Below are 25,673 nucleotides of genomic sequence, written 5' to 3' on the forward strand. Positions count from 1 at the left end.
CGTCGGCGCACGCGCGTGGCAAGCGGCGCGAGATGAAGATAGTTTGCGGGACATGGTGTCGTTGCACTCGGTGAGGCTGCCCGGGTTCGTCCCGCCCCCCGAGGCGATCGCCGCGGCCGCCGGGAACATCGCCCACAAGGTGCTCTACGGTGGCCTCGCCGACCTGCGCCCGATGCCGCGCACCCTCATCGACGAGGGCGTGCTGCGCGAGCTCTACCGGTACCGGCCCGCGGCGGGCGTGCAGGACCAGGGAGACCCGGTCCTGCTGGTGATGCCGCTCGCGGCCCCGCCGCTGTGCTACGACCTGCGCCGCGGCTGCTCGCTGGTCGAGCACCTGGTCGACCAGGGGCGGCCGACGTATCTGGTGGAGTACGGCGAGATCTCCTTCGCCGATCGCAACCTCGGCGTCGAGCACTGGGTCGAGGAGGTCGTGCCGGCCGCGATCCGCGCCGTCTCCGACGATGCCGGAGGCCGACCGGTCCACGTCGTGGCCTGGAGCCTCGGCGGCATCTTCTCGCTGCTCACCGCCGCCGCCCACCCGGACCTCCCGATCGCCACCCTGAGCATCTTCGGCAGCCCGGTCGACGTGTCCCGGGTCCCCCTGGTCGCGCCGCTGCGCCCGCTCGTGCGGCTCACCGACGGCCGGATCATCGGCGGTGCCGTACGAGTGCTCGGCGGCGCCCCGAAGCCGCTGGTGCGATGGGCCTTCCAGGTCACCGCGGCGCAGAAGATGGTGACCAAGCCGATGGCCCAGCTCACCCACCTCGCCGACACCGACTTCCTGGCCCAGCTGGAGGCGGTGGACCGCTTCACCCAGGGGATCATCGCCTACCCCGGCCGGACGTTCGGGCAGCTCTACCACCGCTTCCTGGCGCTCAACGAGCTGGTCAGCGGCTCGTTCGACCTCGAGGGCCGGATGCTGCACCTGGCCGACATCACCGTCCCGGTGCTCGTCTTCGGCGGCGCCACCGACGGCATCGCCCCGATCGCCTCGGTACGCCCGCTGCTCGATCTGCTGTCGGGCGCCGCGGAGGTGAAGTTCCACGAGGTCCCCGGCGGGCACCTCGGGATGCTCACCGGTCGTGCCGCCCGGACGACCTCGTGGCCACTGCTCGACGCCTGGATGCGCCGCCACGACGTGGCGGCGCCCGCCGGCATCGGGGCCGGCCCGCAGCGCCGCTACTCCTCGCAGAGCTCGCGCGCGCTCAAGCGCTGACGCCGGGGGTCGAGGGTCGGCGCCCGAGGTCGGGCGCTGACGCCGGGGTCCAGCGCTGACGCCGGGGGTCGAGCGGACGCCGGGGTCGAGCGCTGACGCCGGGGGTCGAGCTTGTCGAGACCGGGTCTCGACAAGCTCGACCTCCGAGACGCTCGACCTGCGGGAGGCTCGACCTGGGGGACGCACGACCTGCGAGACGCACGACCTCCGGAACTCAGTCCTGGAGCGCGGGGATGACCTGCTGCTCGAAGAGCTCGATCGAGCTGCGGTCATAGGCGGCGTCGGCGAAGTAGGTGATGGCGTACGTCATGCCCAGGGCCTCGAGGCCCCGGAGCCGCTCGACGATCTGCTCCGGGGTGCCGACCAGCCCCTGGGCGGTGGTGCGACGGGCGTGCTCCGGGCCGGCGGCCTCGCCGAGCGACGCGACGAGATGGTCGCCGAACCACGCGATCTTGTCCTGGACGTCCTTCTCGGTCTCGCCGATGAAGACGTTGTAGTTGGACGAGCGGGTGATCGCCCCGAAGTCGCGCCCGAGGGTCCGGCAGTGCTCCTCCAGCAGCGCTGACTTCGCCTGGAAGCCATCCTCCGAGCCGTCGAAGTTGGTGTAGTCGGCGTACTGCGCCGCGATCTTCAGCGTGACCTTCTCGCCACCTCCGGCGATCCAGAGCGGGATCCCGCTGGGTGCGGTCTGGATCGGGAGTGGCTGACAGATCGCCCCGTCGACCTGGTAGTACGTGCCGTCCAGCGTCGCGACGCCGCGGGTCCAGGCCTGCTGGAAGATCTGGACGCCCTCGCGCAGCATGCCGAGGCGGTCGCGGGGCTCGGGGAAGCCGTAGCCGTACGCGCGCCACTCGTGCTCGTACCAGCCGGCGCCGATGCCCATCTCGATCCGGCCGCCGGAGACGTGGTCGATGGTCGCGGCGACCTTCGCGAGGTAGGCCGGGTTGCGGTAGGCCATGCAGGTGCACATCTGGCCCAGGCGGATCCGGTCGGTGGCGGCGGCGAAGGCGGCCATCAGCGTCCAGGCCTCGTGGGTGGCCTGGTCGGAGGGCTCGGGCGTGGTGTGGAAGTGGTCGTAGACCCAGAGGGACTCCCAGCCGGGGTTCCGATCGGCCGCCTGCGCGAGGTCGCGCATCGTCGCCCACTGCTGCGCCGGCTCGATGCCGACCAGGTCGAATCGCCAGCCCTGGGGGATGAAGAGACCGAACTTCACGATGTTGCTCCTTCTCGCTTCGCACCCGGAACCATTGTCGTTAGCCACGCTAACGTGTCGCCCGTGAACGGACTGGGTGGGTTGGTCGAACGGGGGCTGATGGCTCCGGACTGGGCGGCCGCACTGGCGCCGGTCGAGGAGCGGATCGCGGCGCTCGGCGAGTTCCTCCGCGCCGAGCTCGCGAAGGGTCGCCCCTACCTGCCCGAGGGCGATCGGATCTTCGCGGCGTTCCGGCGACCGCTCGCCGAGGTGCGGGTGCTGATCGTCGGCCAGGACCCCTACCCCACGCCCGGGCACCCGATCGGGCTCTCCTTCGCGGTCGAGAGGCACGTACGGCCACTGCCGGCCTCGCTGCGCAACATCTACACCGAGCTCTCCTCCGACCTCGGGGTCGTCGCTCCCGAGCACGGGGACCTGACCGCGTGGTCCGAGCGGGGCGTCATGCTGCTGAACCGTTCGCTGACCGTACGACCGGGCGCGCCGGCCTCCCACGCCGGCAAGGGGTGGGAGGAGGTCACCGGGTGTGCCATCTCCGCACTCGCCGCGCGGGGCGGCCCGCTGGTGGCCGTGCTCTGGGGCCGCCACGCCCAGTCCCTGCGGCCGATGCTGCGGTCGATGGCGGGCGAGGTGGCGTGCGTGGAGTCGGTGCACCCCTCGCCGCTCTCAGCGCACCGCGGCTTCTTCGGCTCGCGTCCGTTCTCCCGGGTCGACCAGCTGCTGGTCGAGCAGGGCGCGGAGCCGATGGACTGGTCGCTCCCGGCGTAGAGTCGGAATAGGTTGAACGCTCAACCAGTTGGGAGGGTCATGACTGCTTCGTCCGGCCGGATGCCTGCGCTCTACATCGGCCATGGCGCGCCGCCGCTCCTCGACGACCCGGTGTGGTCGGGACAGCTCGCGGCGTGGGCCTCGGACCTGCCCCGCCCGAAGGCGATCCTGATCGTCTCCGCGCACTGGGAGTCGGCACCGGTGATGCTCTCGGCGGCCCACGCTCCGCTGGTCTACGACTTCGGCGGCTTCGACGAGAAGTACTACCGGATGACGTACGAGACGCCGGACTCGACGTGGCTCGCCCAGCGGGTCGCGGCGATGATGCCGGCCAACGAGCCGGTCCACCAGCACGCCTCCCGCGGCCTGGACCACGGCGCCTGGGTGCCGCTGCGGATCATGTTCCCCGAGGCCGACATCCCGGTCCTGCAGATGTCGCTGCCGACGCAGGACCCGACCCGCCTGCTGGCGCTCGGCGAGCGGCTGAAGCCGCTGCGCGACGAGGGCGTGCTGATCATCGGCTCCGGCTTCCTCACCCACGGGCTGCCGTTCCTGACCGACTGGCGGATCAACGCCGCGGCACCGGGCTGGTCGGCCGACTTCGACGCCTGGGCCGGCGAGGCACTGGCCCGGGGCGACGTCGACGCGCTCGCCGACTACCAGCACCAGGCGCCCGGCATGCCGTACGCCCACCCGACGGTCGAGCACTACACCCCGCTCTTCGTGACCCTCGGCGCCGCGACCACCCCCGACGAGCCCGGCATCCAGGTCATCGACGGCTTCTGGATGGGCCTCTCGAAGCGCTCCCTGCAGGTTGCGTAGGTCTCGATACGCTCGCTGCGCTCGCTACTCGACCAACGAACCATGCTGGTCGAGTGCCCGCGAGGAACGAGCGGGCGTATCGAGACCCCTCAGCCGGCGCGCGTGATCTCGTCGAGCTCGTCCAGGTCCTCGTCGCTCGGCTCCCAGCGCAGGGCCGCCGCGTTGGCCCGGACCTGATCACCGCTGGTCGCGCCCGAGATGACCGAGGCGACGGCGGGTTGCGCGGCCAGGCCGGCGATGGCCACGTCGAGCGGCGTCAGGTCGCGCGCCGCGGCGTACGCCTCGAGCGCCTCGATCCGGTCCCAGTCGGCGCCCTCGAGCCACGGGCTCGGGGCCGAGGCCGCGCGCGAGCCGGCCGGAGCTCCCTGGCCGCGCTTGTACTTGCCGGTGAGCAGGCCGTACTCGAGCGGGAAGAACGGCAGGATGCCGACGCCGAGGTGCTCGGCGGCGGGTGCGACCTCGGCCTCGATGGAGCGGTCGAGCAGCGAGTAGCGGTTCTGGACCGAGACGAAGCGCTCCAGCCCGGCCGTACGGGCCGTCCAGTCGGCATCCGTCAGCTGCCAGCCGGCGAAGTTGGAGGCGCCGATATAGCCGATCTTGCCCTCCCGGACGAGGTCGGAGAGTGCCGAGAGGGTCTCCTCGATCGGCGTGCGGGGATCCGGGTGGTGCACCTGGTACAGGTCGATGTGGTCGGTCTTCAGCCGGGTCAGCGAGCCCTCGACGGCGCGCCGGATGTAGCGACGCGAGCCGCGGGCGCCGAAGTCGTCGCCGTACAGGCCGTCCATCGACATCCCGAACTTGGTGGCCAGCACGAAGTGCTCACGCTGACCCTGGAGCGCCTCGCCGAGGAGCGACTCGCTGGCGCCCGCGCCGCCGTAGATGTCGGCGGTGTCGAGGAGGGTGACGCCGGCGTCGCGCGCTCCGGCCAGGATGTCGCGGACGCCCTCGAGGTCGACGCGGCGGCCGAACGCGTTGCAGCCGATCCCGACGGCGCTGACCATCAGGCCGGAGTGGCCCAGGGGCCGGTAGTCCATCTCGTTGCTCGTGTCGGCACTCATGTCAGGCACGATAGCCACCATGCAGATCCTCTCGATCCAGTCCCACGTCGCCTACGGGTATGTCGGCAACTCAGCCGCCGTCTTCCCGCTGCAGCGACTGGGGCACGAGGTCTGGCCGGTGCTGACGGTGAACTTCTCCAACCACACCGGGTACGGCCAGTGGCGCGGCCCGGTGCAGGACCCCGCCGACGTCGCCTCCGTGATCGCGGGGATCGAGGACCGTGGCGCGCTGCCGGGGATCTCGGCCGTGGTCTCGGGCTACCAGGGCAACCCGGCCGTCGGCGCCGTCGTGCTCGACGCGGTCGCCAAGGTGAAGGCGGCCAACCCGGACGCGATCTACGCCTGCGACCCCGTGATGGGCGACGTGGGCCGTGGGATGTTCGTGCTGCCGGGAATCCCGGAGTTCATGCGTGACGAGGTCGTGCCGCACGCCGACGTGATCACCCCCAACCACTTCGAGCTCACCTTCCTCGCCGGCGTCGAGGCCACCCCGCAGCTGGCCGATGTGCTCGAGGCGATCGAGATCGTGCGCGCGACCGGCCCGAGGAACGTGCTGGTCACCTCGGTCATCACCGACCGCTCCAACACCCTCTCGCTGGTCGCGGTCGACGACACGGGCGCCTGGCGCGTGACGACCCCGAACCTGCCGATCACCCCGAACGGCAGCGGCGACGTCACCTCCGCGGTCTACGTCGCCCACCTGCTCTCCTCCGGCTCCACCCCCACCGCGCTCGAGCGCACCGCCAACACGATGTTCGCGATTCTCGAGCGCACCCTCGCCTCGGGCCGACGCGAGCTCGAGCTGGTCGCCGCCCAGGAGGAGATCGCCCACCCGCCGGCGCACTTCGAGGTCGAGCAGCTCCGCTGAACGATCGTTCGCGTGCGATCGACGCCTTCGAGCGGGCGAGCGATCGTCCAGCAGTGGCCAGAAGGACGTACCGTCGGCGTACCGCTGCGTGCGCCACGCACGGCCGTTGCCGCGGTTACGCGCCGTGAACGTCGGAAGCTGGCTGTCGCAGTTGGGGCAAGATCTTCATGCTCGGAACCTAGAACGGACCACTGACAGTTCGACGATTCAGAGCCGGTGACAGGAATCGAACCCGCGACATCGACTTTACAAGAGACGCGCTCTACCAACTGAGCTACACCGGCGTGCTGCCGGAGCAGCGTGGTCATCCTAGACAGCACCTTGTTCAATGGCTGCATGAGCCTGCTCGACCAGCCTCACCACGACGGATCGCCCCTCTACCTCGACGCCCCCTCCCCCGCCCTCGGCCAGCCGGTCGCCGTGCGGCTGCGGGTGGCGCCGACGGACCCTGCGCGGAGCGTCTGGGTCAGGACGACGTACGACGCCGAGCCGACGTACCACCCGTGCACCGCCACGACCTCCGCCGACGGCACTGTCTGGTGGAGCGGCACGATCCCGGTGCACAACCCGGTCACGCACTACCGCTTCCTCGTCGAGGACACCGACGGGGGCCAGCGCTGGGTCACCGCGAACGGCGCGGTCGAGCACGACCCCAGCGACACCTTCGACTTCCGGCTCAGCTCCCACGCGCCCGCGCCGGCCTGGACCGGTGAGACGGTCGTCTACCAGATCTTCCCCGACCGGTTCGCCCGCAGCGCGGCGGCGAACGCCCGGCCCACGCCCGGCTGGGCCAAGCCCCAGGAGTGGGACAGCCTGCCGTTCTTCGAGGGCACCGACGACCGCACCTGGCTCGGCTTCTACGGCGGCGACCTGGACGGCATCGTCGATCACCTCGACCACATCGAGGAGGTCACCGGCGAGACGACGACGGTCTACCTCACGCCGGTCTTCCCGGGTGAGAGCAACCACCGCTACAACGCCTCCACCTTCGACAGCATCGACCCGCTGCTCGGCGGCGACGAGGCGTACGCCCGGCTCAGCGAGGCGGTCCACGACCGCGGCTGGCACCTGCTCGGCGACCTGACCGCCAACCACACCGGCGACACCCACGAGTGGTTCCGCCAGGCGCTGGAGGGCGACGCCACCCGTGACTGGTACTACTTCGGGCACGACGGCACCTACGAGTGCTGGATGGGCCACGACACCCTGCCCAAGCTCGACCACACCCGGGCCGACATGCGGCGTGCGATGACCGAGGGGCCCGACTCCACCGTCGCCCGCTGGCTGCGGGCGCCGTACTCGCTCGACGGGTGGCGCATCGACGTGGCCAACATGAGCGGGCGCCTCGGCGCGACCGACGTCAACCACGACGTCGCCCGCACGATCCGCGACACCGCGACCGTCCTCAACCCCGAGGCGTGGGTGATCGGCGAGCACAACCACGACGCGTCCGGCGACATCGACGGCGATGGCTGGCACGGCACGATGAACTACTCCGGTTTCTCCTGGCCGGTGTGGTCCTGGCTGCGCTCCCCCGACACCCCGGCTCGACCCTTCGGCCGCCCCGTGGCGGTCCCCCGGCGCGGCGGCACCGCCCTGGTCAGGGCTCTGCAGGAGTGGCGGGCCCGGTACGGGTGGCGGGCCGCCCAGCAGTCCTGGAACATCCTGTCCAGCCACGACTCCGCGCGGATCCGCACCATGGTCGGCGACCCTGCCGTGCACCGGGTCGCGGCCGGTCTGCAGTTCACCCTGCCCGGGGTGCCGATGGTCTTCGCCGGCGACGAGATCGGCCTGGAGGGCGTGCTCGGCGAGGACGGCCGCCGCACCATGCCCTGGGACCACCGGGACGCATGGGACACCACGACGCTCGAGACGTACGGCCGCCTCGCACGCCTGCGCCGCGAGCATCCCGCCCTGACCCAGGGCGGGCTCCGTTGGGCGTACGCCGACGACGACGCGGTCGCCTTCCTGCGCGAGCACCCGGACGAGACGCTGCTCGTCGTCGCCCGCCGTACGGCAGGCGACGATCCCACCTCGGACCTCGGCGGTGACGTGCTCCTCACCACCGGATCACACGACGCGGCGTGGCTCGAGGTCCGCGTCGTCTGACCCACCCATAGGCTGTTCGCCATGGCTTTGCGCATCGTCGCCAGCCGTCCCGATCCGGCGATCGTGACGCTGCCCTGGTCGACGCCCCTCGAGGAGTGGTCGACGGAGTTCGTCGTACCCCTCGCGCGGGGCCTCTCCCGCCACGTCGTGCGGATCGTGAGCCTGGGCAGCCGCACCTACGCGGTCAAGGAGACGCAGGAGCCGATCGCGTTCCGCGAGTACAGGATGCTGCGCGAGCTGCAGCGGATGGGCCTGCCGTCAGTGGTGGCGCAGGGTGTCGTGACGGGACGGACCGACGAGAACGGCGACGAGCTGCCCGCGGCGCTGCTGACCGAGCACCTGCGCTTCTCGCTGCCCTACCGCAGCCTCTTCGAGCACGGCCTCACCGCCGAGTCGCTGCCGACGATCATCGACTCGCTGGTGGTGCTGCTGGTCCGGCTGCACCTCGCCGACTTCTACTGGGGCGACGTCTCGCTGTCCAACGTGCTGTTCCGGCGCGACGCGGGTGGCTTCGCCGCCTACCTGGTCGACGCCGAGACGGGCGAGCTCAAGCCGTCGCTGTCGGACCAGCTGCGCGAGTACGACCTCACCGTCGCCGGCGAGAACGTGTACGCCGAGATCCTCGACCTCATCGCCAGCGGCGCGCTGCCGGAGGACTTCCCGGTCGATGCGGTGCACGAGCGGCTGCATGACCGCTACGGCGCGCTGTGGCACGAGCTCACCGCCGAGACGCACTTCCCCGCCCACGAGATGTGGCAGATCGAGCAGCGGATCGAGCGGCTCAACGACCTCGGCTTCGACGTCGAGGAGCTCGACATCGTCACCGACTACGACGGCGACACGGTCCGGCTGCGCCCGCGGGTCGTCGAGGCCGGCCACCACACCCGTACCCTGCGCGGCCTCACCGGCATCCAGTCCGAGGACGCCCAGGCGCGGCGGATGCTCAACGACATCGCCGCGTACACCGCGTCACGCGATCTGGGCGGCCTGCCACGCGAGGTCGTCGCCCAGCGCTGGCTGAAGGAGATCTACGAGCCGATCGTGGCGATGATCCCCGATGACTTCCGCAGCAAGCTGGAGCCGGCGGAGGTCTTCCACGAGATCCTGGTGCATCGATGGCTCCTGTCTGAGAGGGCCGGCCACAGCATCAAGCTGTTGGACGCGGCGAGGGACTACATGGGCGCGATCCTCCCGGAGCGCCCCGAAGAGGCTGTGCTCGACTAGCGCGAGAAGTCAATTCTTGCGGGTCGAGAGGTCACCTGTTGCGGGTCGAGTGGCCATCTCGTACGACGAGAGGTGACCCCTCGACCGGCAACACGTGACGGGTCAACGCTGGGCGCGGGCCCCGGCGATCGCGTACAGCGTGACCGAGGCGGCCACACCGGCGTTGAGCGACTCGACGGCGTTGGCCATCGGGATCGAGACGATCCGGTCGCAGGTGGCCGCGACCAGCCGCGACAGGCCGCCGCCCTCGGCGCCGACCACGACGACCAGCGGACCGTCGGCGACCTGGCCGATCTCGCTCAGCTGGAGGTCACCGCCCATGTCGAGGCCGACGACCTGGCAGCCCGCGTCCTGGTACTCCTTGACCACGCGGGTCACGTTGACCGCCTGCGCGACCGGGATCCGGGCCGCGGCACCGGCGGAGGTCTTCCACGCGGCGGCGGTCATGCCGGCGGCTCGACGATCGGCGATGACGACGCCGTGGGCGCCGAAGGCCGCCGCCGAGCGGATGATCGCGCCGAGGTTGCGCGGGTCGGTGACGTGATCGACGACGACGACCAGGGCGTCCTGGCCCATGTCGGCGGCGCGGTCGAGCAGGTCAGCGGGGTGGGCGTACTCGTACGCCGGAACGCGCGCGGCGAGGCCCTGGTGACCGTTGAAGCCGGTCAGCCGGTCGAGCTCGGGCTTGGGCACCTCGAGCAGGCCGACGCCCAGCTCGGAGGCGAGCTGGAACGCCTCGCGCAGCCGCCCGTCACGCTCGGCGCCCTCGGCGACGTACACGGCATTGACCGGCACACCCTCGCGCAGCGCCTCGACGACGGCGTTGCGGCCGATGATCCACTCCGCGTCGCTCGCGCCGCGCTTGCGCGCGCCGGACGGGCCGCCACGCGGTGCGTTGCCGCCGCGCTTGGCGGCGCTGCGCTCGGCGAGCTGCTTGTTCTTGTACGCCTTGTGGTACTCGCGGTCCTCCGCCTTCGGCGTCGGGCCCTTGCCCTCGAGCCCACGGCGGACCTTGCCGCCGGAGCCGATGCTGGCGCCCTTCTTGCTCTTCGCGATCGCGCCGCGGCGCTGGCTGTTTCCGGCCATGTCAGTTCACACTCCAAGTCGGTCCGGTGGGCGAGTCGGCGACTTCGACGCCCGCCTCCTTGAGCTGGTCGCGGATCGCGTCGGCGCCCGCCCAGTCCTTCGCTTCGCGCGCCGCGGCGCGCTGGTCCAGGAGCCCCCGTACGAGAACGTCGACGGCGTGGTGCAGCTTCTCGTCGCCACCCGCCGGAGCGCCCCAGGCGGGGTCGCTCGGGTCGAGGCCGAGCACGTCGAGCATCGCGGCGACGGCCCCGGCGACGGCCGTGGCGTCCTCGCCGGCGGCCAGCAGGCGGTTGCCCTCGCGGACGGTCTCGTGCAGCACGGCGACGGCACCCGGGGTGCCGAGGTCGTCGTCCATCGCCGCGGCGAACGCCGCCGGGATCTCGACGGGCTCGATCGCCGAGCCGCTGGTCGAGGCGCGCTCGAGGAAGCCCTCGATCCGCTGGAAGCCGACGGCGGCCTCTTCGAGAGCCTCGAACGAGAACTCCACGTGCGAGCGGTAGTGCGCCGACACCAGGTAGTAGCGCAGCTCGATGCCGCGGAACCGCTCGAGCACGGCCGGGATCGTCAGCGAGTTGCCGAGCGACTTCGACATCTTCTCGCCGGCGGTGGTGATCCAGGCGTTGTGCATCCAGTACGTCGCGAAGGCGCGCCCGGCGGCTCGCGACTGGGCCTGCTCGTTCTCGTGGTGCGGGAAGCGCAGGTCGAGGCCACCGCCGTGGATGTCGAAGGCCGGTCCGAGGTACTTGCCCGCCATCGCGGAGCACTCGATGTGCCAACCGGGCCGGCCACGGCCCCACGGCGAGGGCCACGACGCGGTGGCCGGCTCGGCGGGCTTGTGGCCCTTCCACAGGGCGAAGTCACGCGGGTCGCGCTTGCCGCGCGGGTCGGCGTCGGCCGCGGCCTCCATGTCCTCGACGGCCTGGCCGGTGAGCTCGCCGTAGGCCTTCCAGGAGCGGACGTCGAAGTAGACGTCGCCCGAGCCGTCGGTGGCCGCATAGGCGTGACCGCGCTCGATGAGCTCCTCGATCAGCTCGACCATCTCGGGGATGTGGCCGGTGGCCAGCGGCTCGTAGGTCGGCGGGGCAACGTTGAGCGAGGCGTACGCGGCGGCGACGGCACGCTGCACGTCGTACGCGAGGTTGTACCAAGGACGACCCTGCTCCTCGGCCTTCGCCAGGATCTTGTCGTCGATGTCGGTGATGTTGCGGATGAAGGTGGTCTCGTAGCCGGAGTGGCGCAGCCAGCGCTGCAGCACGTCGTAGTTGACACCGGACCGGATGTGACCCACGTGCGGCTCCGACTGCGGCGTCAGACCGCAGACGTAGAGCGAAGCCCTGCCCTCGACCAGAGGTACGAAGTCACGCACAGCGCGCAGCGCGCTGTCATAGATCCGCAGAGTCGAACGAGGAGGGGTCACCCGCCGATTCTGTCAGGACTATCGGAAACCCCGAAGCCCGCGCAGTCGGGCTCCGGCTCACCCATGCCGAGCAGCGCCCCTGCGACCACGACGGCGGCGGCGAGTCGGCCCAGTCGGTGGACGTGTTCCCGGCTCATCGCCTCCCCGTCCCAGGAGGGGTCGCGCGGGCGAGGGACGTACGGCACGGACGGGTCCACGACCGTCCTTCGGCGCCACGCGCCGCGACCTGACGTGGCGGCTGCGTGAGAGATCGCACCCGTAACCAATCAGGCAAAGCCTCGTTAACGCGCTCGCAGCAGCACCGGAGACCGCTCAGGCCACCTCGAAGTCGACGCGGTGCCAGCCTGTCGCGCCGTCCGGGACGACGTCGCGCCGCACGGCCGTCTGCACCTCGCCGGACCGGCTCACCGCCCGCACCTGGGCATGGTGCGGTCCGCTCTCCAGGGGCACGACCGCGCGCCACTGCACCCAGGTCTCGTCGCTCGGCACCCGCCCCAGATCGGCCTCCATCCAGGCTCCTCCGTCGACCGAGACCTCGACCTTCGCGATCCCCGTCTCCTGCTGCCAGGCGACGCCCGCGAGGGTGAAGTCGCCCGTCGGGACGTTCTCACCCGAGGTCGGCCGGTCGATCCGGCTGGCCAAGCGCACCGGTCCGTCGACCGCCCAGCCGAGCGGGATCCAGTAGCCGACGGCCCTGTCGATCGTGGTCACCTCCAGGTCGACCACCCACTTGCAGGCGCTGACGTAGCCGTAGAGCCCCGGCACGATCGTGCGGACGGGGAAGCCGTGATCGATCGGGAGCGGCTCGCCGTTCATCGCCACCGCCAGCATCGCGCCGCGCTCGTCGGTCAGCGCCGTGAGCGGGGTGCCGCAGGTCCAGCCGTCGGCGCTGGTCTGCAGCACCGCATCGGCGCTCGCGTGGACCCCCGCCTCGGCGAGGAGGGTGCGCAGCAGCAGGCCGCTCCACCAGGCGTTGCCGATCAGGTCACCGCCGACGGGGTTGGAGACGCAGTTGAGGGTGATCCACGCCTGCGTCCGCTGCCGCTCGAGCAGGTCCTCGAACGTCAGGGTGATCTCGCGATCGACCATGCCGTGGATCCGCAGCTCCCACGTCGTGGGGTCCAGCGCCGGCGGCGAGAGGGTGGTGTCGATCCGGTAGAACGACGCGCTCGGCGTCGCCCACGGCTGTGCAAGGCCCAGGTCGGCGCCGGCCGGGACGACCGGCTTGGTGATACCGGAGAGCCGCAGCCGGCTCCGGGCCTGCTCGACGGCGCGGCGGCCCCGTCCGACGTGCGGCGCGATCCCGCCGACCACCACGGCGCCCACCGCGACCAGCCCGAGCCGCAGCAGCACCCGGCGTCCGGCGGCGTCCGGCTCGGCCTCGACCCGGAACGGCTCGGTGAGCAGCGCCCACACGCCGAGCCATGTGATGAGGCCCGCGATGACCGCGAGCTGGCCGTGACCGCCCTGGGCGCGCTCGTCGGCGACCGCCAGGCCGCCGATCACGGTCAGGACCAGGTAGCCCAGCAGCGGCGCCCACCAGATCCGGCGGCCGAGGGCACCGAGCGCGGCGAAGACCAGCGCGAGCAACGCCAGGATGATCGCGACGAGGACCGGCTTGTCGTGGTGTCCCAGGGTCTTGATCCCGGACTCGACGAGTCCGCCGGGCGTGTGCCGGATGACCCACTCCGCCACCGCGACCACCGGCCAGGCGCGCACGTGCAGCGCGTTGGCCACCAGCCAGCTGGTCGCCAGGCCGGCGGCACCGGCGACCACTCCCGCCACGGGCCACAACCATCGAGTCCGTCGCTCCTGATCACCCACCCCGACAGTCTGCCGTCGCTTCCTGAGTCCGGCATGATCAAGTCCGTGAACCTGCCACGGATCGGGATCGGAACCGACGTCCACCGGCTCGCGCCGGGCGTACCCATGCATGTCGCGGGCCTCGCCTGGCCGGACTCCTCGGTCGGGTTGGAGGGACACTCCGACGGCGACGTGGCGGCCCACGCGGCCTGCGACGCGCTCCTCTCCGCGGCGGGTCTCGGCGACCTCGGCTCCAACTTCGGCACCGCCGAGCCCGAGTGGGCCGGCGCAGCCGGCTCCACCCTGCTGGCCGAGACCGCCCGTCGCGTCCGCGAGGCCGGCTTCACCATCGGCAACGTCACCGTCCAGGTGATCGGCAACGTGCCGAAGATCGGCCCACGGCGGGCCGAGGCCGAGGCAGCGCTCGGGGCGGCGCTGGGCGCTCCGGTCACGATCAGCGCCACCACCACCGACGGTCTCGGGCTGACCGGCCGCGGCGAGGGGCTGGCGGCGGTGGCGACCGCCCTCATCGTCGAGACGCCTGCTCCCGGGCCGCACGGCACCGCTCCGTCCGAGGAGGAGGAGTGAGCGCCGCGATCGTCCTGCTCGCCGGCGGGTCCGGCTCCCGGGTGGGCGCCGAGGTCAACAAGGTCCTCCTCCCCCTCGGCGCGAGCACCGTGCTCGGGCGCTGCGTCGCCACCGCCCTGGACGTCCCGGACGTGGCGCGGATCGTCCTGGTCGTACGGGCCGGGGAGGAGTCGGCGATCGAGGAGGCCGTCGCCCCTCTGCTGGGAGATCGCGAGGTCACCGTCGTGACGGGCGGCGCCAGCAGGCACCTGTCGGAGTGGCAGGCGGTCCAGGTGCTGGCCGCCGACATCGAGGCGGGAACGATCGATGTCGTCGCGATCCACGACGGCGCGCGCCCGCTGGCCGAGGCGGCGCTGTACATGGCGACGCTCGAGGCTGCGCGCGAGTACGGCGGCGCGATCCCGGTCGCGGCGCTCGGCCACCTGCTGACCACGTCGCTGGCGCCGGTCGAGACCGTCGCCGAGGGTCGGAGGCTGGTGGGCGTGCAGACGCCGCAGGCGTTCCGCGCACCCGAGCTGCTCGCGGCCTACCGGGCCGCGGCCGCGGAGGGCAGCGAGTTCACCGACACCGCCGGCTGCCTGGAGCGCTACGGCCGTGTGCGGATCGCGGCGGTCCCGTCGACGCGGCTCAACCTGAAGGTGACCTTCCCCGAAGACGTCGCCCTCGCCGCGAGCCTTACCTGATCGCGTCGGGCGCGGTCAGCGCCTCGAGCACCCGGACGTCGGCGACGTCGGTCACCCGGCGCGCCTCGGGCGGTGCCGCCACGGTGACGACGGGGAAGCGCGCGGCCAGGGCAGACGCGAGGGCGGCGAAGTCCCCGCCGGGGGCCGTGTCGAGCTGCGCGACCACACGTGCCGGGAGCACGATCGGCGAGGCCACCTCGACCAGGCCCTCCCGGTCGAGGGTGTCCCCGACCAGGCCATCGGCGACCGTCTTGACGGTGTCGGTCACCGGACGCACCGCGACCACGACCGCGTCGCGCTCGAGCGCGATCTCCACGCACGAGGCGATGAACCCGGCCGGCGTCATCGGGCAGAGCGCGTCGTGCAGGACGTACGGCTCCCCCTCCTCCTCGGCGATCTCGACGACCGCCGACCACGGGACGGTGAGGTCGAGCGCTCGCACACCGGCCTCGTCGAGCGCCCAGGTCGCGCAGGCGACGAGCGCCTCGCCGTGGATGAGCGCAAACGGCAAGGAGCCGCGGTCGGACTCGACCACGGCTCCCAGCGCTTGTGTCTCTTCGATCAAGAGGCGAGGACCTCGTCGAGGAGTGCCTCGGCCTTGTCCTCGTTGGTGTGCTCGCACAGCGCGAGCTCGGAGACGAGGATCTGACGGGCCTTGGCGAGCATGCGCTTCTCGCCGGCGGAGAGACCGCGGTCCCGCTCGCGACGCCAGAGGTCACGCACGACCTCGGCGACCTTGTTGACGTCACCCGAGTGAAGCTTCTCGAGGTTGGCCTTGTAGCGTCGCGACCAGTTGGTCGGCTCCTCCACGTGGGCAGCGCGAAGGATCTCGAAGACGCGGTCGAGACCATCGCGGTCAACCACGTCACGGACGCCGACAAGGTCGAGGTTGCTGGCCGGAACCCGGACGACCAGATCCTGCTGAGCGATGATCCTCAGCACGAGGTACTGCCGCTCCTCGCCCTTGATGGTCCGCATCTCGATGTCCTCGATGACAGCGGCCCCGTGGTTCGGATAGACGACGGTCTCGCCGACGGTGAAAGTCATGTGTCAGGTACCCCTTCCTAGACCACCGAGTCTACCACGTTCCTGAACGGATAGATTTCGCGTTTTCGCAGGTCAGAGGCCATGGCGATGCCTTGACAGATCAGGTTGCGCTGTGGTGCGCGCCCGCCGGTGGCCGCGGCGACCCGCCCGACACGCCTGATTTATCTCCATGCCGCCTGATCGGTTCGGGATACTGCCCTCCATGTCGAAGACGCGTGGGATCCGGAACTGGGCTCCGTTCCTGCTGGTGCGCGCCGCACACCCGAGGCAGGCCCTGCTCACCGCCGCCGCGCTCACGGTGGCGGCCGCGCTCGACGGCCGACCCGGGCGCGAGCTGGCGCTGGTCTTCTGCACCGTCCTCGTCGGCCAGGTGGCCCTCGGCTGGCACAACGACCTCGTCGACCAGCTCGCCGACAAGGCGCACGAGCGGCCCGGCAAGCCCGTCGCCGACGGAGGGCTCGCCCCCGACTCGGTCTGGTTCGCGCTCTGCTGCGCGGTGCTGCTGGTCGTACCGCTGGCCATCTCGAACGGGGTCACCGCCGGGCTCTTCTACCTCGGCTCGGTCGCGGTCGGCATGATCGGCAACGTCGTCCTGCGTCGCGGGCTGCTCTCGTTCCTGCCCTGGGCGATCTCGTTCGCGCTCTACCCGGCCTTCCTCTCGTACGGCGGCTGGGGCGGAGGCAGCCACGGCTCCGCACCGCAACCCGCGCTCGTGGTCCTGAGCGCGCTGCTCGGAGTCGGCGTCCACTTCCTCACCGCGCTGTGGGGTCTCGTCTCGGACAACGCCGACGGCTGGACCTACCTGCCGCTACGCCTCGGGCTGCGGCTCGGCGCCACCCGCCTCCTCATCGCGGTCTCGGCCTACCTCGCGCTCGTCACCGCCGGGCTGCTCGTCGTCGCCGCCGACCTCGGCCTGCGTCGCTGAATCCGGTGTGATTTCGGGCGCCCGTGCCGCCCATACCCCTCCCTGGGGAGCACAGCGGGACCTCCGGCCGCTAGCATGGCCGCCGTGACGACGCCTCTTCGACGCAAGCTCGCTCTCGCTGCCGGCCTGGTGGCCCTCGCTGCGCCCGTGCTGAGCTCCTGCGGGTTCGACTACGCGACCGACCGCCCGAACGTGATCGCGAACGGCGGCTTCCACGTGGACGGTGACGGCATGCGCGTGCTTGCCACCCGCATCGTCGCGGCCGACAGCCACGCCGGCGTCTTCGTCGCCACGATCGCGCTCAACCCGACCGCCGACGCCGCGTCCGCCACGGACTCCCCGACCCTCACCGGCCTGAGTGCTCGCGAGGACAGCGCCTACGACGTCGAGGTCAGCCACTTCAAGCCGATCGCCGTCAGCGACACCGGTGCCGTCAACCTGGCCGACCCGAGCGTCGGCGGCATCGCGGTGACCGGCGACTTCAAGGCGGGCTCCTCCGTGCCGATGACCCTCACCTTCAGCGACGGCGAGACCATCTCGGTCCAGACGCCGGTCGTCACCCAGTGCCACGAGTTCGCCTCCGTCGCACCGCAGGCCGGCGGCCGGCCGACCGACTCTCAGAGCGACGCCGCCGACGCCGAGGCGTCCACCGACGCCAGCGCCCCGTACGACTGCACGTTCCCCGACCCGACCCGGTCCGCCGAGTAATGGCCGCCACGCTGATCCTGCTCCGCCACGGCGAGAGCGAGTGGAACGCGCTCAACCTCTCCACCGGCTGGGTCGACGTCGCGCTGACCGAGAAGGGCCGCACCGAGGCCGTCAACGGCGGCAGGCTGCTCGCCGAGGCGGCCGCCGCGGGCACCCTCGAGCTACCCGACGTGCTGCACACCTCGCTGCTGCGCCGCGCGATCAACACCGCCGCGATCGCGCTCGACGAGGCCGACCGTCACTGGATCCCGGTGAAGCGCGACTGGCGCCTCAACGAGCGTCACTACGGCGCGCTGCAGGGCAAGAACAAGTCCGAGACGCTGCAGAAGTTCGGCGAGGAGCAGTTCAACCTGTGGCGCCGCTCGTACGACGTCCCGCCGCCGGTCCTGGCCGACGACGACGAGTTCTCCCAGGTCGGCGACGTCCGCTACGCCGGCATCGAGGTGCCGCGCACCGAGTGCCTCAAGGACGTCGTCGCGCGCCTGGTCCCCTACTGGGAGCAGGAGATCGTCCCCGACCTGCAGGCCGGCAACACGGTCCTCGTCACCGCACACGGCAACAGCCTGCGCGCACTGGTGAAGCACCTCGACGGCATCTCGGACGACGACATCGCCGCGCTCAACATCCCGACCGCGCAGCCGCTGGTCTACCGCCTCGACGACGAGCTCAAGCCGACCGTCGCCGGTGGTGAGTACCTCGACCCCGAGGCCGCCGCTGCCGCCGCCCTCGCCGTCGCGAACCAGGGCAAGCAGTAACACCACCCGCACGCAACTGAGCCCGCCCCGAGATTCATCTCCGGGCGGGCTCGTGCTGTTTGACGCCTGAGTCGCGCCGTGCCGGCGCCCGGCACACGCCTTGGGGCAGGCGTCGCCCCGCGCAGCGGACTTCGTCCGGCGCGTTGCTTACGCAGCGCCCCTGCGGCGGTACCGTCCGCCGTCCCGTCCCGTCGCTGAGCCACTGCCTGAGATGACGCGCGCGACGACAACGCGGGCGACGCGCCGTCAGGCTCAGGCGGTGATGCGGGACTGGCCGGTGACGACGAAGACCACCCGACCGGCGACCGAGACCGCGTGGTCGGCGATCCGCTCGTAGTAGCGACCCAGCAGGGCGAGGTCGACGGCCGCCTCGACACCGCCGGTCCAGTCGTTGCCCAGCAGCTGGGTGAAGGTCGCGCGACGCAGCTCGTCCATCTCCGCGTCGTCCCTGCGGACCGCCGCGGCCTGCTCGACGTCGCGCTGGTCGATGATGTCGGCGACCCGCGAGACCATGTCCTCGGCGACCTCGGCCATCCGGGCGACGGTGCCCCGGGCCTCGTCCGGGACCGCACAGTTGGGGGTGCGCAGGCGGGCGATCTTCGCGACGTGGACGGCGAGGTCGCCCATCCGCTCGAGCTCGCTGACCATCCGCAGCGCGGCGACGACCGTACGCAGGTCGCCGGCGACGGGGGCCTGCAGCGACAGCACCTGGAGCGCCGTCTCCTCGACCCGCTCGCGGGCCTCGTCGATCTCGGCATCGCCGCTGATCACCTGCTCGGCGATGTCGGCGCGACCCTCGAGGAGGGCCGCGGTCGCCAGCCGGACTGCCGTCTCGACCTTGCGGCAGATCTCCGCGAGATCGCCGAAGATGCCGTCGAGCTGGTCGTGGAACAAGGAGCGCATGTCCACGAGCCTACGCAGGATAGATGAAGAGCCGGGGCTAATGGGTGAACCGTGCATGAACGTTCCCGGCTCGGGCGTCCAGATCGCGAATACCCGGTGAAGCCGAGCCTTACCCTATCCCTGTGGATCCGACGACCCAAGCGTTCCTCGCCGCCCTCCTCGGGGCCGTTGTCGCCGCATCCGGGATGATCGCCTGGCACGTGAGCCAGGACCGGCAGCGCCACCTTCCGCTGATCGAGGAGCCGGTGGTCCCGCCCGAGGTCGCCACCGTCTTGTCCGTGCTGCGCTCGAGCGCCGTGGTGGTCGACGACGACGACACCGTGCTCAAGGCATCGGCCCCGGCGTACGCGCTCGGCCTGGTCCGCGGCACCTCACTGCTCTCGGCCGAGCTCGCCGACCTGGTCCACCAGGTCCGCCGCGACGGCCAGATCCGCGAGACCGAGCTGGTGATGAGCCGACCGGGCGTCCCGCCCCGCCACGTCACCGCCCGGGTGGCCCCGCTGGGCTCGCGGCTGGTGCTGGCGCTGGTCGAGGACCGCACCCGGGAGCGCCGTGTCGAGGCCGTGCGCCGCGACTTCGTCGCCAACGTCTCGCACGAGCTCAAGACCCCGGTCGGGGCGATCCGGGTGCTCGCGGACGCCGTCTCCGAGGCGGCCGAGGATCCCGAGGCCGTACGCCGCTTCGCGGGCCGCATGCTCACCGAGAGCGACCGGCTCACCCAGCTGGTCCTCCAGATCATCGAGCTCTCCCGCCTGCAGGGCGACGAGCCGCTCGAGGCCCCGGTGGCGGTCGACGTCGACGAGGTGATCGGCACCGCCGTCGACACCAGCGCGATCGACGCCGACAAGAAGGGCATCAGCGTCCACACCGGCGGGCTCGAAGGATTGCAGGTCTTCGGCAACGAGGACCAGGTGCTGGCCGCCGTCGCCAACCTCATCTCCAACGCCGTCGCCTACTCCGACCCGGGCTCCACCGTCTCGGTGACGACCCGCGCCGAGCAGGGCTCGGTCGAGATCTCGGTCGTCGACCAGGGCATCGGCATCCCCCAGGACGAGATCGACCGCATCTTCGAGCGGTTCTACCGCGTCGACCCGGCCCGGCACCGCTCCACGGGCGGCACGGGACTCGGACTCTCCATCGTCAAGCACGTCGCCGCCACCCATGGAGGCGAGGTGCGCGTCTGGTCCGTCGAGGGACAGGGCTCGACGTTCACCCTCACCCTGCCGCAGCACCTGCCCAGCGCAGAGCATGTGGCCAGCTCGTCTACACCTACCTACAAGGAGGACCGCCCGTGACCCGGGTACTCGTCGTCGAGGACGAGGAGAGCTACAGCGAAGCGCTCTCCTACATGCTGCGCAAGGAGGGATTCGAGGTCGCGATCGCGGCCGACGGGGACACCGCGCTCAAGGAGTTCGACCGCAACGGCGCGGACATCGTGCTGCTCGACCTGATGCTCCCGGGCATCTCGGGCACCGAGGTATGCCGTCAGATCCGCACCACCTCCGCGGTGCCGGTGATCATGGTCAGCGCCAAGGACGACGAGGTCGACAAGGTGGTCGGGCTCGAGCTCGGCGCCGACGACTACGTCACCAAGCCGTACTCGCCGCGTGAGCTGGTCGCCCGCATCCGCGCCGTCCTGCGCCGCGGTGCCGAGCCGGACCTGGCGCCGGCCACGCTCGAGGCTGGCCCGGTGCGGATGGACGTGGAGCGCCACGTCGTCACCGTCGGGGGCAGCGAGCAGCGCCTGCCGCTCAAGGAGTTCGAGCTGCTCGAGATGTTCCTGCGCAACCCCGGCCGGGTGCTGACCCGCGGCCAGCTCATCGACCGGGTCTGGGGCTCCGACTACGTCGGCGACACCAAGACCCTCGACGTGCACGTGAAGCGCCTGCGCGCCAAGCTCGAGCCGGACCCGAGCGAGCCGAAGTTCCTGGTCACGGTGCGCGGGCTGGGCTACAAGCTCGACCTCTGAGCCCGTTGAGAGGTCACCTCTCGGCGGTTGAGCGTCCGGCGTACCGGACACTCAACACGCGAAAGGTGACCTCTCAACGCAGGGCGCGGATGGCCGGGACGACCTCGGCGGCGAAGTCCCGCAGGAAGCCGGCCTGGTCGTCGCCCGGCGGGTGGAAGACCAGGTGGTCGAAGCCCTGGTCGACGTACGGCTTCAGCCCGGCGAGCACCTCCTCGACCGACGTCGCCACGATCCAGCGCTTCGCGACCTGCTCGATCGGGAGCGCGTCGGCGAGCGCCTGCATCTCGGAGGGGTCGTGCACCGAGTGCTTCTGCTCAGGCGTGAGGGCGAGGGCGCCCCAGAAGCGGGTGTTCTCCAGCGCCTCCTCGCGGGTGTGGGCGTAGGAGAGCTTGATCTCGATCATCTTGTCGATGCCGGCCACGTCGCGGCCCGCGGCGTCGGCGCCCTCGCCGAGCGCGCTCAGCAGCGAGGAGTAGAGCTCCTCGCCCTTGCCCGAGGTGCAGATGAAGCCGTCCGCCTGGCGGCCCACGCTCTTGGCCATCTGCGGGCCACCGGCGGCCATGTAGACCGGGATCGGCTCGCCCGGCTTGTCGTAGACGGTGGCGTCCTTGGTCCGGTAGTAGGTGCCCTCGAAGCTCACCCGGTCCTCGGTCCACAGCCGGCGCATCAGCTGGATGGACTCCCGCAGCCGGCCCGAGCGCTCCTTGAACTCCGGCCACTCCCCCTCGTTGGGGACCGAGCCGACGGCGATCTCGTTGAGCGCCTCACCCGAGCCCACGCCGAGCGCGATCCGGCCCGGGTAGAGCGAGCCGAGGGTCGCGAAGACCTGGGCCAGCACGGCGGGGTTGTAGCGGAACGTGGGCGTCAGCACCGAGGTGCCGAGCAGGACGCGGGACGTACGCTCGCCCACCGCGGCCAGCCACGGCAGCGCCTGCGGCGCGTGGCCGCCCTCGTGCCGCCACGGCTGGAAGTGGTCACTGATCCAGACGCTGTCCAGCCCCACCTCCTCCGCCAGGACGGCGTACTCCACCAGATCACGGGGACCGAACTGCTCGGCCGAGGCCTTGTAACCGATCTTCAGCACATGGACGACGCTACCGGTGAGAACAAGTTCTCGGCATGATGCCCTCCATGACTGGACTCTCCGGTGGACCCCTGGCCGGCCTGCGGGTGATCGAGTTCGCGGGCATCGGGCCGGGTCCGTACGCCTGCCTCCTTCTCGCCGAGCTGGGTGCCGAGGTGATCCGGGTCGACCGGCCGAGGGCCGGAAGCCTGGACGCCGCGGTGCTGCGCCGCAGCCGCCCGAGCATCGCCGTCGACCTCAAGAACCCCGCAGGCATCGAGGCGGTGCTCAGCCTGATCGAGACCGCCGACGTCGTCGTCGAGGGGCTGCGCCCGGGCGTGATGGAGCGGCTCGGCCTCGGCCCCGACGACTGCCTCGCCCGCAATCCGCGCATCGTGTACGGCCGGATGACCGGCTGGGGCCAGGACGGCCCGATGGCCGAGCGCGCCGGCCACGACATCACGTACGCCGCCCTCACCGGGGCCCTGCACGCCACCGGCTCGCACGAGAAGCCCCGTCAAGCCCTCAACCTCGTCGCCGACTTCGGCGGCGGCACGCTCTTCCTCGTGATGGGCATCCTGGCCGCGCTGCACGAGCGCACCGTCTCGGGCCAGGGGCAGGTCGTCGACGCCGCCATGGTGGACGGCGCCGCGTCCCTGATGACGATGGTCTACGGCATGAGGGCCGAGGGCCTGTGGCACGACCGCCGCGAGGCCAACCTCCTGGACGGCGGCACGCCGTTCTACGACACCTACGAGTGCGCCGACGGCAAGCACGTCGCGGTGGGTGCCCTCGAGGGCCAGTTCTACGCCGAGCTGATGGCCGGCACCGGGCTCTCCTTCGAGCAGTACGACATCGCGCGGTGGCCCGAGATGCGCGTCGCGCTGACCGAGACCTTCAGGTCCAAGACCCGCGACGAGTGGGCGGCGATCTTCGACCCGACCGATGCCTGCGTCGCGCCGGTGCTCTCGCTCGAGGAGGCGCCGCAGCACCCGCACAACCTCGCCCGCGGCATCTTCGCGCCCTATCGCGACGGCGTCGCGCCCCGCGTCGCCCCGGTCTTCTCCCGTACGCCCGCCCTCGCACCGGGCGAGATCCACGAGCCCGGCCAGGACACCCGCGCGATCCTCGAGTCATCCGGGTTCGCCCCCACCGACATCACCCGCCTCCTCGACACCGGCGCCGTCGTCCAGAACTGACCACCGCGGGACGGGACACGCGACGCCTCGACTGTGGCGGACGGACCGAACGGTGCGCCACCACGCCGGGGACCGCCGGGCACGGCGCGAACGGCGCCCGAAGCGGGCGCTTGCGAGCGTAAGAGCCACACTGTCTCTCCGAACCACTTCGCTCGTATGCCCGCGAGGGATGCCGGGCGCGACGCGCTCGGCGGTCCCACTCACAGCGCGAACCGGGCGGGCCGGCCGCCGCAGGCGGCCCACCGGACCGACCCGGCCCGCGCGGGCGACCCGGAAATGCGGCGAGGGCGCCGGTCGGAAACCCGACCAGCGCCCTCGTACGAGCTCCTCAGCCCTTATTCGCCTTACGCAGACGCGACGCGGACTTCGCCCGCTCGTTGGCGTCCAGGACGACCTTGCGGATCCGGACGGTCTGCGGGGTGACCTCGACGCACTCGTCGTCGCGGCAGAACTCCAGGCTCTGCTCGAGCGAGAGCTCCTTCGGCGGGGTGAGCTTCTCGAAGTTGTCCGACGTGGCCGAGCGGATATTGGTCTGCTGCTTCTCGCGGGTGATGTTGACGTCCATGTCGTCCTGGCGCGAGTTCTCGCCGACGATCATGCCCTCGTACACCTCGGTGCCCGGCTTCACGAACAGCGTGCCGCGCTCCTGCAGCGAGGTCATCGCGTGCGCGGTGACGGCGCCGGAGCGGTCGGCGACCAGGGAGCCGTTGTTGCGGGCGCGGATCTCGCCGGCCCACGGGATGAAGCCGTCGGAGATCGAGGACGACATGCCGGTGCCGCGGGTCTCGGTGAGGAAGTCGGTCCGGAAGCCGATCAGGCCGCGGGCCGGGACGACGAACTCCATCCGGATCCAGCCGGTGCCGTGGTTGGTCATGTTCTCCATGCGGCCCTTGCGGTTCGCGAGGAGCTCGGTGATGGCGCCGAGGAACTCCTCCGGCGCGTCGACCGTGAGGCGCTCGAGCGGCTCGTGGACCTTGCCGTCGACCTCCTTGGTGACGACCTGCGGCTTGCCGATGGTCAGCTCGTAGCCCTCACGACGCATCTGCTCGACGAGGATCGCCAGCGCCAGCTCGCCGCGGCCCTGGACCTCGAAGGCGTCCGGGCGGTCGGTCGGCAGGACGCGGAGCGACACGTTGCCGATGAGCTCGGAGTCGAGGCGGTCCTTGACCATCCGGGCGGTGACCTTCGAGCCCTTGACCTTGCCGACGAGCGGCGAGGTGTTGGTGCCGATGGTCATCGAGATCGCCGGCTCATCGACGGTGATGAGCGGCAGCGCGATCGGGTTCTCGGCGTCGGCGATGGTCTCGCCGATCATGATGTCCGGGATGCCGGCGATGGCGACGATGTCGCCCGGGCCGGCGTACTCGCCGGGCTCGCGGTTGAGGCCCTTGGTGACGAGCAGCTCGGTGATCTTGACGTTCTTGGTGGTGCCGTCGGCCTTCATCCACGCCACCTGCTGGCCCTTGCGGAGCTCGCCCTGGTGGATGCGGAGCAGCGCGAGACGACCGAGGAACGGCGAGGCGTCGAGGTTGGTGACGTGGGCCTGGAGCGGCGCGCCCTCGGTGTAGGACGGTGCCGGGATGGTCTCGAGGATCGTCTTGAAGAGCGGCTCGAGGTTGTCGCCCTCGGGCAGCGTCGCGTTCTCCGGCTTGGTGGTCGACGCGATGCCGGCCTTGCCCGAGGCGTAGACGATCGGGAAGTTGATCGCGTCGGGGTCGTGCGAGTCGTCGAGGAGGTCCATGAAGAGCTCGTAGACCTCGTCGGTGACCTCGTCGATGCGCGCGTCGCCGCGGTCGACCTTGTTGATCACCAGGACGACCGGCATGTCGGCGTTGAGCGCCTTGCGCAGCACGAAGCGGGTCTGCGGGAGCGGGCCCTCGGAGGCGTCGACGAGCAGCACGATGCCGTCGACCATCGACAGGCCGCGCTCGACCTCGCCACCGAAGTCGGCGTGGCCCGGGGTGTCGATGATGTTGATGGTCATGCCACCGGCGGGCGCGTGCTCACCGTTGTAGAAGATCGCGGTGTTCTTCGCGAGGATGGTGATGCCCTTCTCGCGCTCGAGGTCACCGGAGTCCATGACGCGGTCCTCGGCGGACTCCAGGTCGTGGGCGCTGAAGGCGCCGCCCTGCCGGAGCATGGCGTCGACGAGGGTGGTCTTGCCGTGGTCGACGTGCGCCACGATGGCGACGTTGCGCAGGTTGGCAAACTTGCTTTCAGACATGCGTGAGCACTCGACTTTCGCGATTTTG

At 71.2% G+C, this 25,673-nt stretch carries 24 protein-coding genes and 1 tRNA gene; 14 read left to right on the forward strand and 11 right to left on the reverse strand.

Annotated elements, in window-relative coordinates:
• The first annotated feature begins 52 nt into the window (after positions 1–52).
• Positions 53–1,216 (forward strand): alpha/beta hydrolase, encoded by a 1,164-nt coding sequence (locus ACZ5L9_RS03270; protein WP_464533785.1) that lies wholly within the window; start codon positions 53–55, stop codon positions 1,214–1,216.
• A gap of 214 nt (positions 1,217–1,430) precedes the next feature.
• On the opposite strand, the gene ACZ5L9_RS03275 is transcribed toward ACZ5L9_RS03270, so the two are convergent.
• Positions 1,431–2,429, reverse strand: a complete 999-nt coding sequence (locus ACZ5L9_RS03275; protein WP_464533788.1) for an LLM class F420-dependent oxidoreductase — start codon at positions 2,427–2,429, stop codon at positions 1,431–1,433.
• A gap of 99 nt (positions 2,430–2,528) precedes the next feature.
• On the opposite strand from ACZ5L9_RS03275, the gene ACZ5L9_RS03280 reads away from it, so the two are divergent.
• Together ACZ5L9_RS03280 and ACZ5L9_RS03285 are read left to right on the forward strand one after the other, a co-directional pair.
• A complete protein-coding gene (locus ACZ5L9_RS03280; protein WP_464536794.1) occupies positions 2,529–3,194 on the forward strand; it encodes a uracil-DNA glycosylase in 666 nt (221 codons plus the stop codon).
• 39 nt (positions 3,195–3,233) lie between these two features.
• Positions 3,234–4,016 carry a dioxygenase family protein gene (locus ACZ5L9_RS03285; RefSeq protein ID WP_464533790.1) on the forward strand — a complete coding sequence of 261 codons (783 nt, stop codon included), beginning with the start codon at positions 3,234–3,236 and terminating at the stop codon, positions 4,014–4,016.
• Positions 4,017–4,105: 89 nt separating this feature from the next.
• On the opposite strand, the gene ACZ5L9_RS03290 is transcribed toward ACZ5L9_RS03285, so the two are convergent.
• Positions 4,106–5,074, reverse strand: coding sequence for an aldo/keto reductase (locus ACZ5L9_RS03290; RefSeq protein WP_464533793.1), 969 nt, complete (start codon positions 5,072–5,074; stop codon positions 4,106–4,108).
• A gap of 19 nt (positions 5,075–5,093) precedes the next feature.
• Here ACZ5L9_RS03290 and pdxY point away from each other — a divergent pair, with 19 nt between their 5' ends.
• On the forward strand, positions 5,094–5,942 hold the full coding sequence (gene pdxY / locus ACZ5L9_RS03295; RefSeq protein ID WP_464533795.1) for a pyridoxal kinase PdxY: 849 nt from the start codon (positions 5,094–5,096) through the stop codon (positions 5,940–5,942).
• Between the two features lie 211 nt (positions 5,943–6,153).
• On the opposite strand, the gene ACZ5L9_RS03300 is transcribed toward pdxY, so the two are convergent.
• Positions 6,154–6,226 (reverse strand) — tRNA-Thr (locus tag ACZ5L9_RS03300).
• 52 nt (positions 6,227–6,278) lie between these two features.
• On the opposite strand from ACZ5L9_RS03300, the gene ACZ5L9_RS03305 reads away from it, so the two are divergent.
• Complete coding sequence (locus ACZ5L9_RS03305) at positions 6,279–8,051, forward strand: glycoside hydrolase family 13 protein (protein ID WP_464533798.1); 1,773 nt, start codon at positions 6,279–6,281, stop codon at positions 8,049–8,051.
• Between the two features lie 21 nt (positions 8,052–8,072).
• Complete coding sequence (locus tag ACZ5L9_RS03310) at positions 8,073–9,275, forward strand: DUF4032 domain-containing protein (RefSeq protein WP_464533801.1); 1,203 nt, start codon at positions 8,073–8,075, stop codon at positions 9,273–9,275.
• A 102-nt stretch (positions 9,276–9,377) separates the two neighbouring features.
• Here ACZ5L9_RS03310 and rlmB read toward each other — a convergent pair whose 3' ends face one another.
• The 3 genes from rlmB to ACZ5L9_RS03325 form a co-directional block, all read right to left on the reverse strand.
• Positions 9,378–10,361 (reverse strand): 23S rRNA (guanosine(2251)-2'-O)-methyltransferase RlmB, encoded by a 984-nt coding sequence (gene rlmB, locus ACZ5L9_RS03315; protein WP_464533803.1) that lies wholly within the window; start codon positions 10,359–10,361, stop codon positions 9,378–9,380.
• Position 10,362: 1 nt separating this feature from the next.
• Positions 10,363–11,778 carry a cysteine--tRNA ligase gene (gene cysS, locus ACZ5L9_RS03320; RefSeq protein WP_464533806.1) on the reverse strand — a complete coding sequence of 472 codons (1,416 nt, stop codon included), beginning with the start codon at positions 11,776–11,778 and terminating at the stop codon, positions 10,363–10,365.
• A gap of 312 nt (positions 11,779–12,090) precedes the next feature.
• Complete coding sequence (locus ACZ5L9_RS03325; RefSeq protein ID WP_464533809.1) at positions 12,091–13,563, reverse strand: molybdopterin-dependent oxidoreductase; 1,473 nt, start codon at positions 13,561–13,563, stop codon at positions 12,091–12,093.
• 72 nt (positions 13,564–13,635) lie between these two features.
• Here ACZ5L9_RS03325 and ispF point away from each other — a divergent pair, with 72 nt between their 5' ends.
• Both ispF and ACZ5L9_RS03335 read left to right on the forward strand, forming a co-directional pair.
• Positions 13,636–14,169, forward strand: a complete 534-nt coding sequence (gene ispF, locus ACZ5L9_RS03330) for a 2-C-methyl-D-erythritol 2,4-cyclodiphosphate synthase (RefSeq protein ID WP_464533812.1) — start codon at positions 13,636–13,638, stop codon at positions 14,167–14,169.
• Entirely contained in the window at positions 14,166–14,852 is a 687-nt protein-coding gene (locus ACZ5L9_RS03335) for an IspD/TarI family cytidylyltransferase (protein WP_464533815.1), read from the forward strand. Before ispF ends, ACZ5L9_RS03335 begins: the two co-directional genes overlap by 4 nt.
• Here ACZ5L9_RS03335 and ACZ5L9_RS03340 read toward each other — a convergent pair.
• Both ACZ5L9_RS03340 and ACZ5L9_RS03345 read right to left on the reverse strand, forming a co-directional pair.
• Complete coding sequence (locus ACZ5L9_RS03340; RefSeq protein WP_464533818.1) at positions 14,845–15,417, reverse strand: 2-C-methyl-D-erythritol 4-phosphate cytidylyltransferase; 573 nt, start codon at positions 15,415–15,417, stop codon at positions 14,845–14,847. The genes ACZ5L9_RS03335 and ACZ5L9_RS03340 overlap by 8 nt on opposite strands.
• Complete coding sequence (locus ACZ5L9_RS03345) at positions 15,414–15,899, reverse strand: CarD family transcriptional regulator (protein WP_325575325.1); 486 nt, start codon at positions 15,897–15,899, stop codon at positions 15,414–15,416. Before ACZ5L9_RS03345 ends, ACZ5L9_RS03340 begins: the two co-directional genes overlap by 4 nt.
• A 202-nt stretch (positions 15,900–16,101) precedes the next feature.
• Here ACZ5L9_RS03345 and ACZ5L9_RS03350 point away from each other — a divergent pair, with 202 nt between their 5' ends.
• The 3 genes from ACZ5L9_RS03350 (at position 16,102) to ACZ5L9_RS03360 (ending at position 18,287) form a co-directional block, all read left to right on the forward strand.
• Positions 16,102–16,824: a UbiA family prenyltransferase gene (locus ACZ5L9_RS03350; protein WP_464533821.1), complete on the forward strand. Its 723-nt coding sequence runs from the start codon at positions 16,102–16,104 to the stop codon at positions 16,822–16,824.
• Positions 16,825–16,908: 84 nt separating this feature from the next.
• The gene (locus ACZ5L9_RS03355; RefSeq protein ID WP_464533824.1) at positions 16,909–17,532 is read left to right on the forward strand and encodes a hypothetical protein; all 624 of its coding nucleotides are present in this window, start codon (positions 16,909–16,911) and stop codon (positions 17,530–17,532) included.
• A complete protein-coding gene (locus ACZ5L9_RS03360) occupies positions 17,532–18,287 on the forward strand; it encodes a phosphoglyceromutase (protein WP_464533827.1) in 756 nt (251 codons plus the stop codon). The genes ACZ5L9_RS03355 and ACZ5L9_RS03360 overlap by 1 nt, the downstream gene beginning before the upstream one ends.
• A 252-nt stretch (positions 18,288–18,539) precedes the next feature.
• Here ACZ5L9_RS03360 and phoU read toward each other — a convergent pair whose 3' ends face one another.
• Positions 18,540–19,190, reverse strand: coding sequence for a phosphate signaling complex protein PhoU (gene phoU / locus ACZ5L9_RS03365; RefSeq protein WP_464533830.1), 651 nt, complete (start codon positions 19,188–19,190; stop codon positions 18,540–18,542).
• Positions 19,191–19,312: 122 nt separating this feature from the next.
• Here phoU and ACZ5L9_RS03370 point away from each other — a divergent pair, with 122 nt between their 5' ends.
• A complete protein-coding gene (locus tag ACZ5L9_RS03370) occupies positions 19,313–20,485 on the forward strand; it encodes a sensor histidine kinase (RefSeq protein WP_464533833.1) in 1,173 nt (390 codons plus the stop codon).
• Positions 20,482–21,159, forward strand: a complete 678-nt coding sequence (locus ACZ5L9_RS03375; protein ID WP_464533836.1) for a response regulator — start codon at positions 20,482–20,484, stop codon at positions 21,157–21,159. The genes ACZ5L9_RS03370 and ACZ5L9_RS03375 overlap by 4 nt, the downstream gene beginning before the upstream one ends.
• Positions 21,160–21,232: 73 nt before the next feature.
• On the opposite strand, the gene fgd is transcribed toward ACZ5L9_RS03375, so the two are convergent.
• Positions 21,233–22,243 carry a glucose-6-phosphate dehydrogenase (coenzyme-F420) gene (fgd, locus tag ACZ5L9_RS03380; protein ID WP_464533839.1) on the reverse strand — a complete coding sequence of 337 codons (1,011 nt, stop codon included), beginning with the start codon at positions 22,241–22,243 and terminating at the stop codon, positions 21,233–21,235.
• Between the two features lie 47 nt (positions 22,244–22,290).
• Here fgd and ACZ5L9_RS03385 point away from each other — a divergent pair, with 47 nt between their 5' ends.
• Positions 22,291–23,421 carry a CaiB/BaiF CoA transferase family protein gene (locus ACZ5L9_RS03385; protein WP_464533842.1) on the forward strand — a complete coding sequence of 377 codons (1,131 nt, stop codon included), beginning with the start codon at positions 22,291–22,293 and terminating at the stop codon, positions 23,419–23,421.
• A gap of 328 nt (positions 23,422–23,749) precedes the next feature.
• On the opposite strand, the gene typA is transcribed toward ACZ5L9_RS03385, so the two are convergent.
• The gene (gene typA, locus ACZ5L9_RS03390) at positions 23,750–25,645 is read right to left on the reverse strand and encodes a translational GTPase TypA (RefSeq protein WP_464533844.1); all 1,896 of its coding nucleotides are present in this window, start codon (positions 25,643–25,645) and stop codon (positions 23,750–23,752) included.
• Positions 25,646–25,673: the final 28 nt, after the last annotated feature.

The sequence above is a fragment of the Nocardioides sp. JCM 18998 genome (assembly GCF_055391535.1).

Excerpts from the sequence above, each read along its gene's own strand:
- ACZ5L9_RS03270 (WP_464533785.1), top strand. The coding sequence starts at position 53 with ATGGTGTCGTTGCACTCGGTGAGGCTGCCCGGGTTCGTCCCGCCCCCC.
- ACZ5L9_RS03280 (WP_464536794.1), top strand. The coding sequence starts at position 2,529 with ATGGCTCCGGACTGGGCGGCCGCACTGGCGCCGGTCGAGGAGCGGATC.
- ACZ5L9_RS03285 (WP_464533790.1), top strand. The coding sequence starts at position 3,234 with ATGACTGCTTCGTCCGGCCGGATGCCTGCGCTCTACATCGGCCATGGC.
- ACZ5L9_RS03290 (WP_464533793.1), bottom strand. The coding sequence starts at position 5,074 with ATGAGTGCCGACACGAGCAACGAGATGGACTACCGGCCCCTGGGCCAC.
- pdxY (WP_464533795.1), top strand. The coding sequence starts at position 5,094 with ATGCAGATCCTCTCGATCCAGTCCCACGTCGCCTACGGGTATGTCGGC.
- ACZ5L9_RS03305 (WP_464533798.1), top strand. The coding sequence starts at position 6,279 with ATGAGCCTGCTCGACCAGCCTCACCACGACGGATCGCCCCTCTACCTC.
- ACZ5L9_RS03310 (WP_464533801.1), top strand. The coding sequence starts at position 8,073 with ATGGCTTTGCGCATCGTCGCCAGCCGTCCCGATCCGGCGATCGTGACG.
- rlmB (WP_464533803.1), bottom strand. The coding sequence starts at position 10,361 with ATGGCCGGAAACAGCCAGCGCCGCGGCGCGATCGCGAAGAGCAAGAAG.
- ispF (WP_464533812.1), top strand. The coding sequence starts at position 13,636 with ATGATCAAGTCCGTGAACCTGCCACGGATCGGGATCGGAACCGACGTC.
- ACZ5L9_RS03345 (WP_325575325.1), bottom strand. The coding sequence starts at position 15,899 with ATGACTTTCACCGTCGGCGAGACCGTCGTCTATCCGAACCACGGGGCC.
- ACZ5L9_RS03350 (WP_464533821.1), top strand. The coding sequence starts at position 16,102 with ATGTCGAAGACGCGTGGGATCCGGAACTGGGCTCCGTTCCTGCTGGTG.
- ACZ5L9_RS03360 (WP_464533827.1), top strand. The coding sequence starts at position 17,532 with ATGGCCGCCACGCTGATCCTGCTCCGCCACGGCGAGAGCGAGTGGAAC.
- phoU (WP_464533830.1), bottom strand. The coding sequence starts at position 19,190 with ATGCGCTCCTTGTTCCACGACCAGCTCGACGGCATCTTCGGCGATCTC.
- ACZ5L9_RS03385 (WP_464533842.1), top strand. The coding sequence starts at position 22,291 with ATGACTGGACTCTCCGGTGGACCCCTGGCCGGCCTGCGGGTGATCGAG.
- typA (WP_464533844.1), bottom strand. The coding sequence starts at position 25,645 with ATGTCTGAAAGCAAGTTTGCCAACCTGCGCAACGTCGCCATCGTGGCG.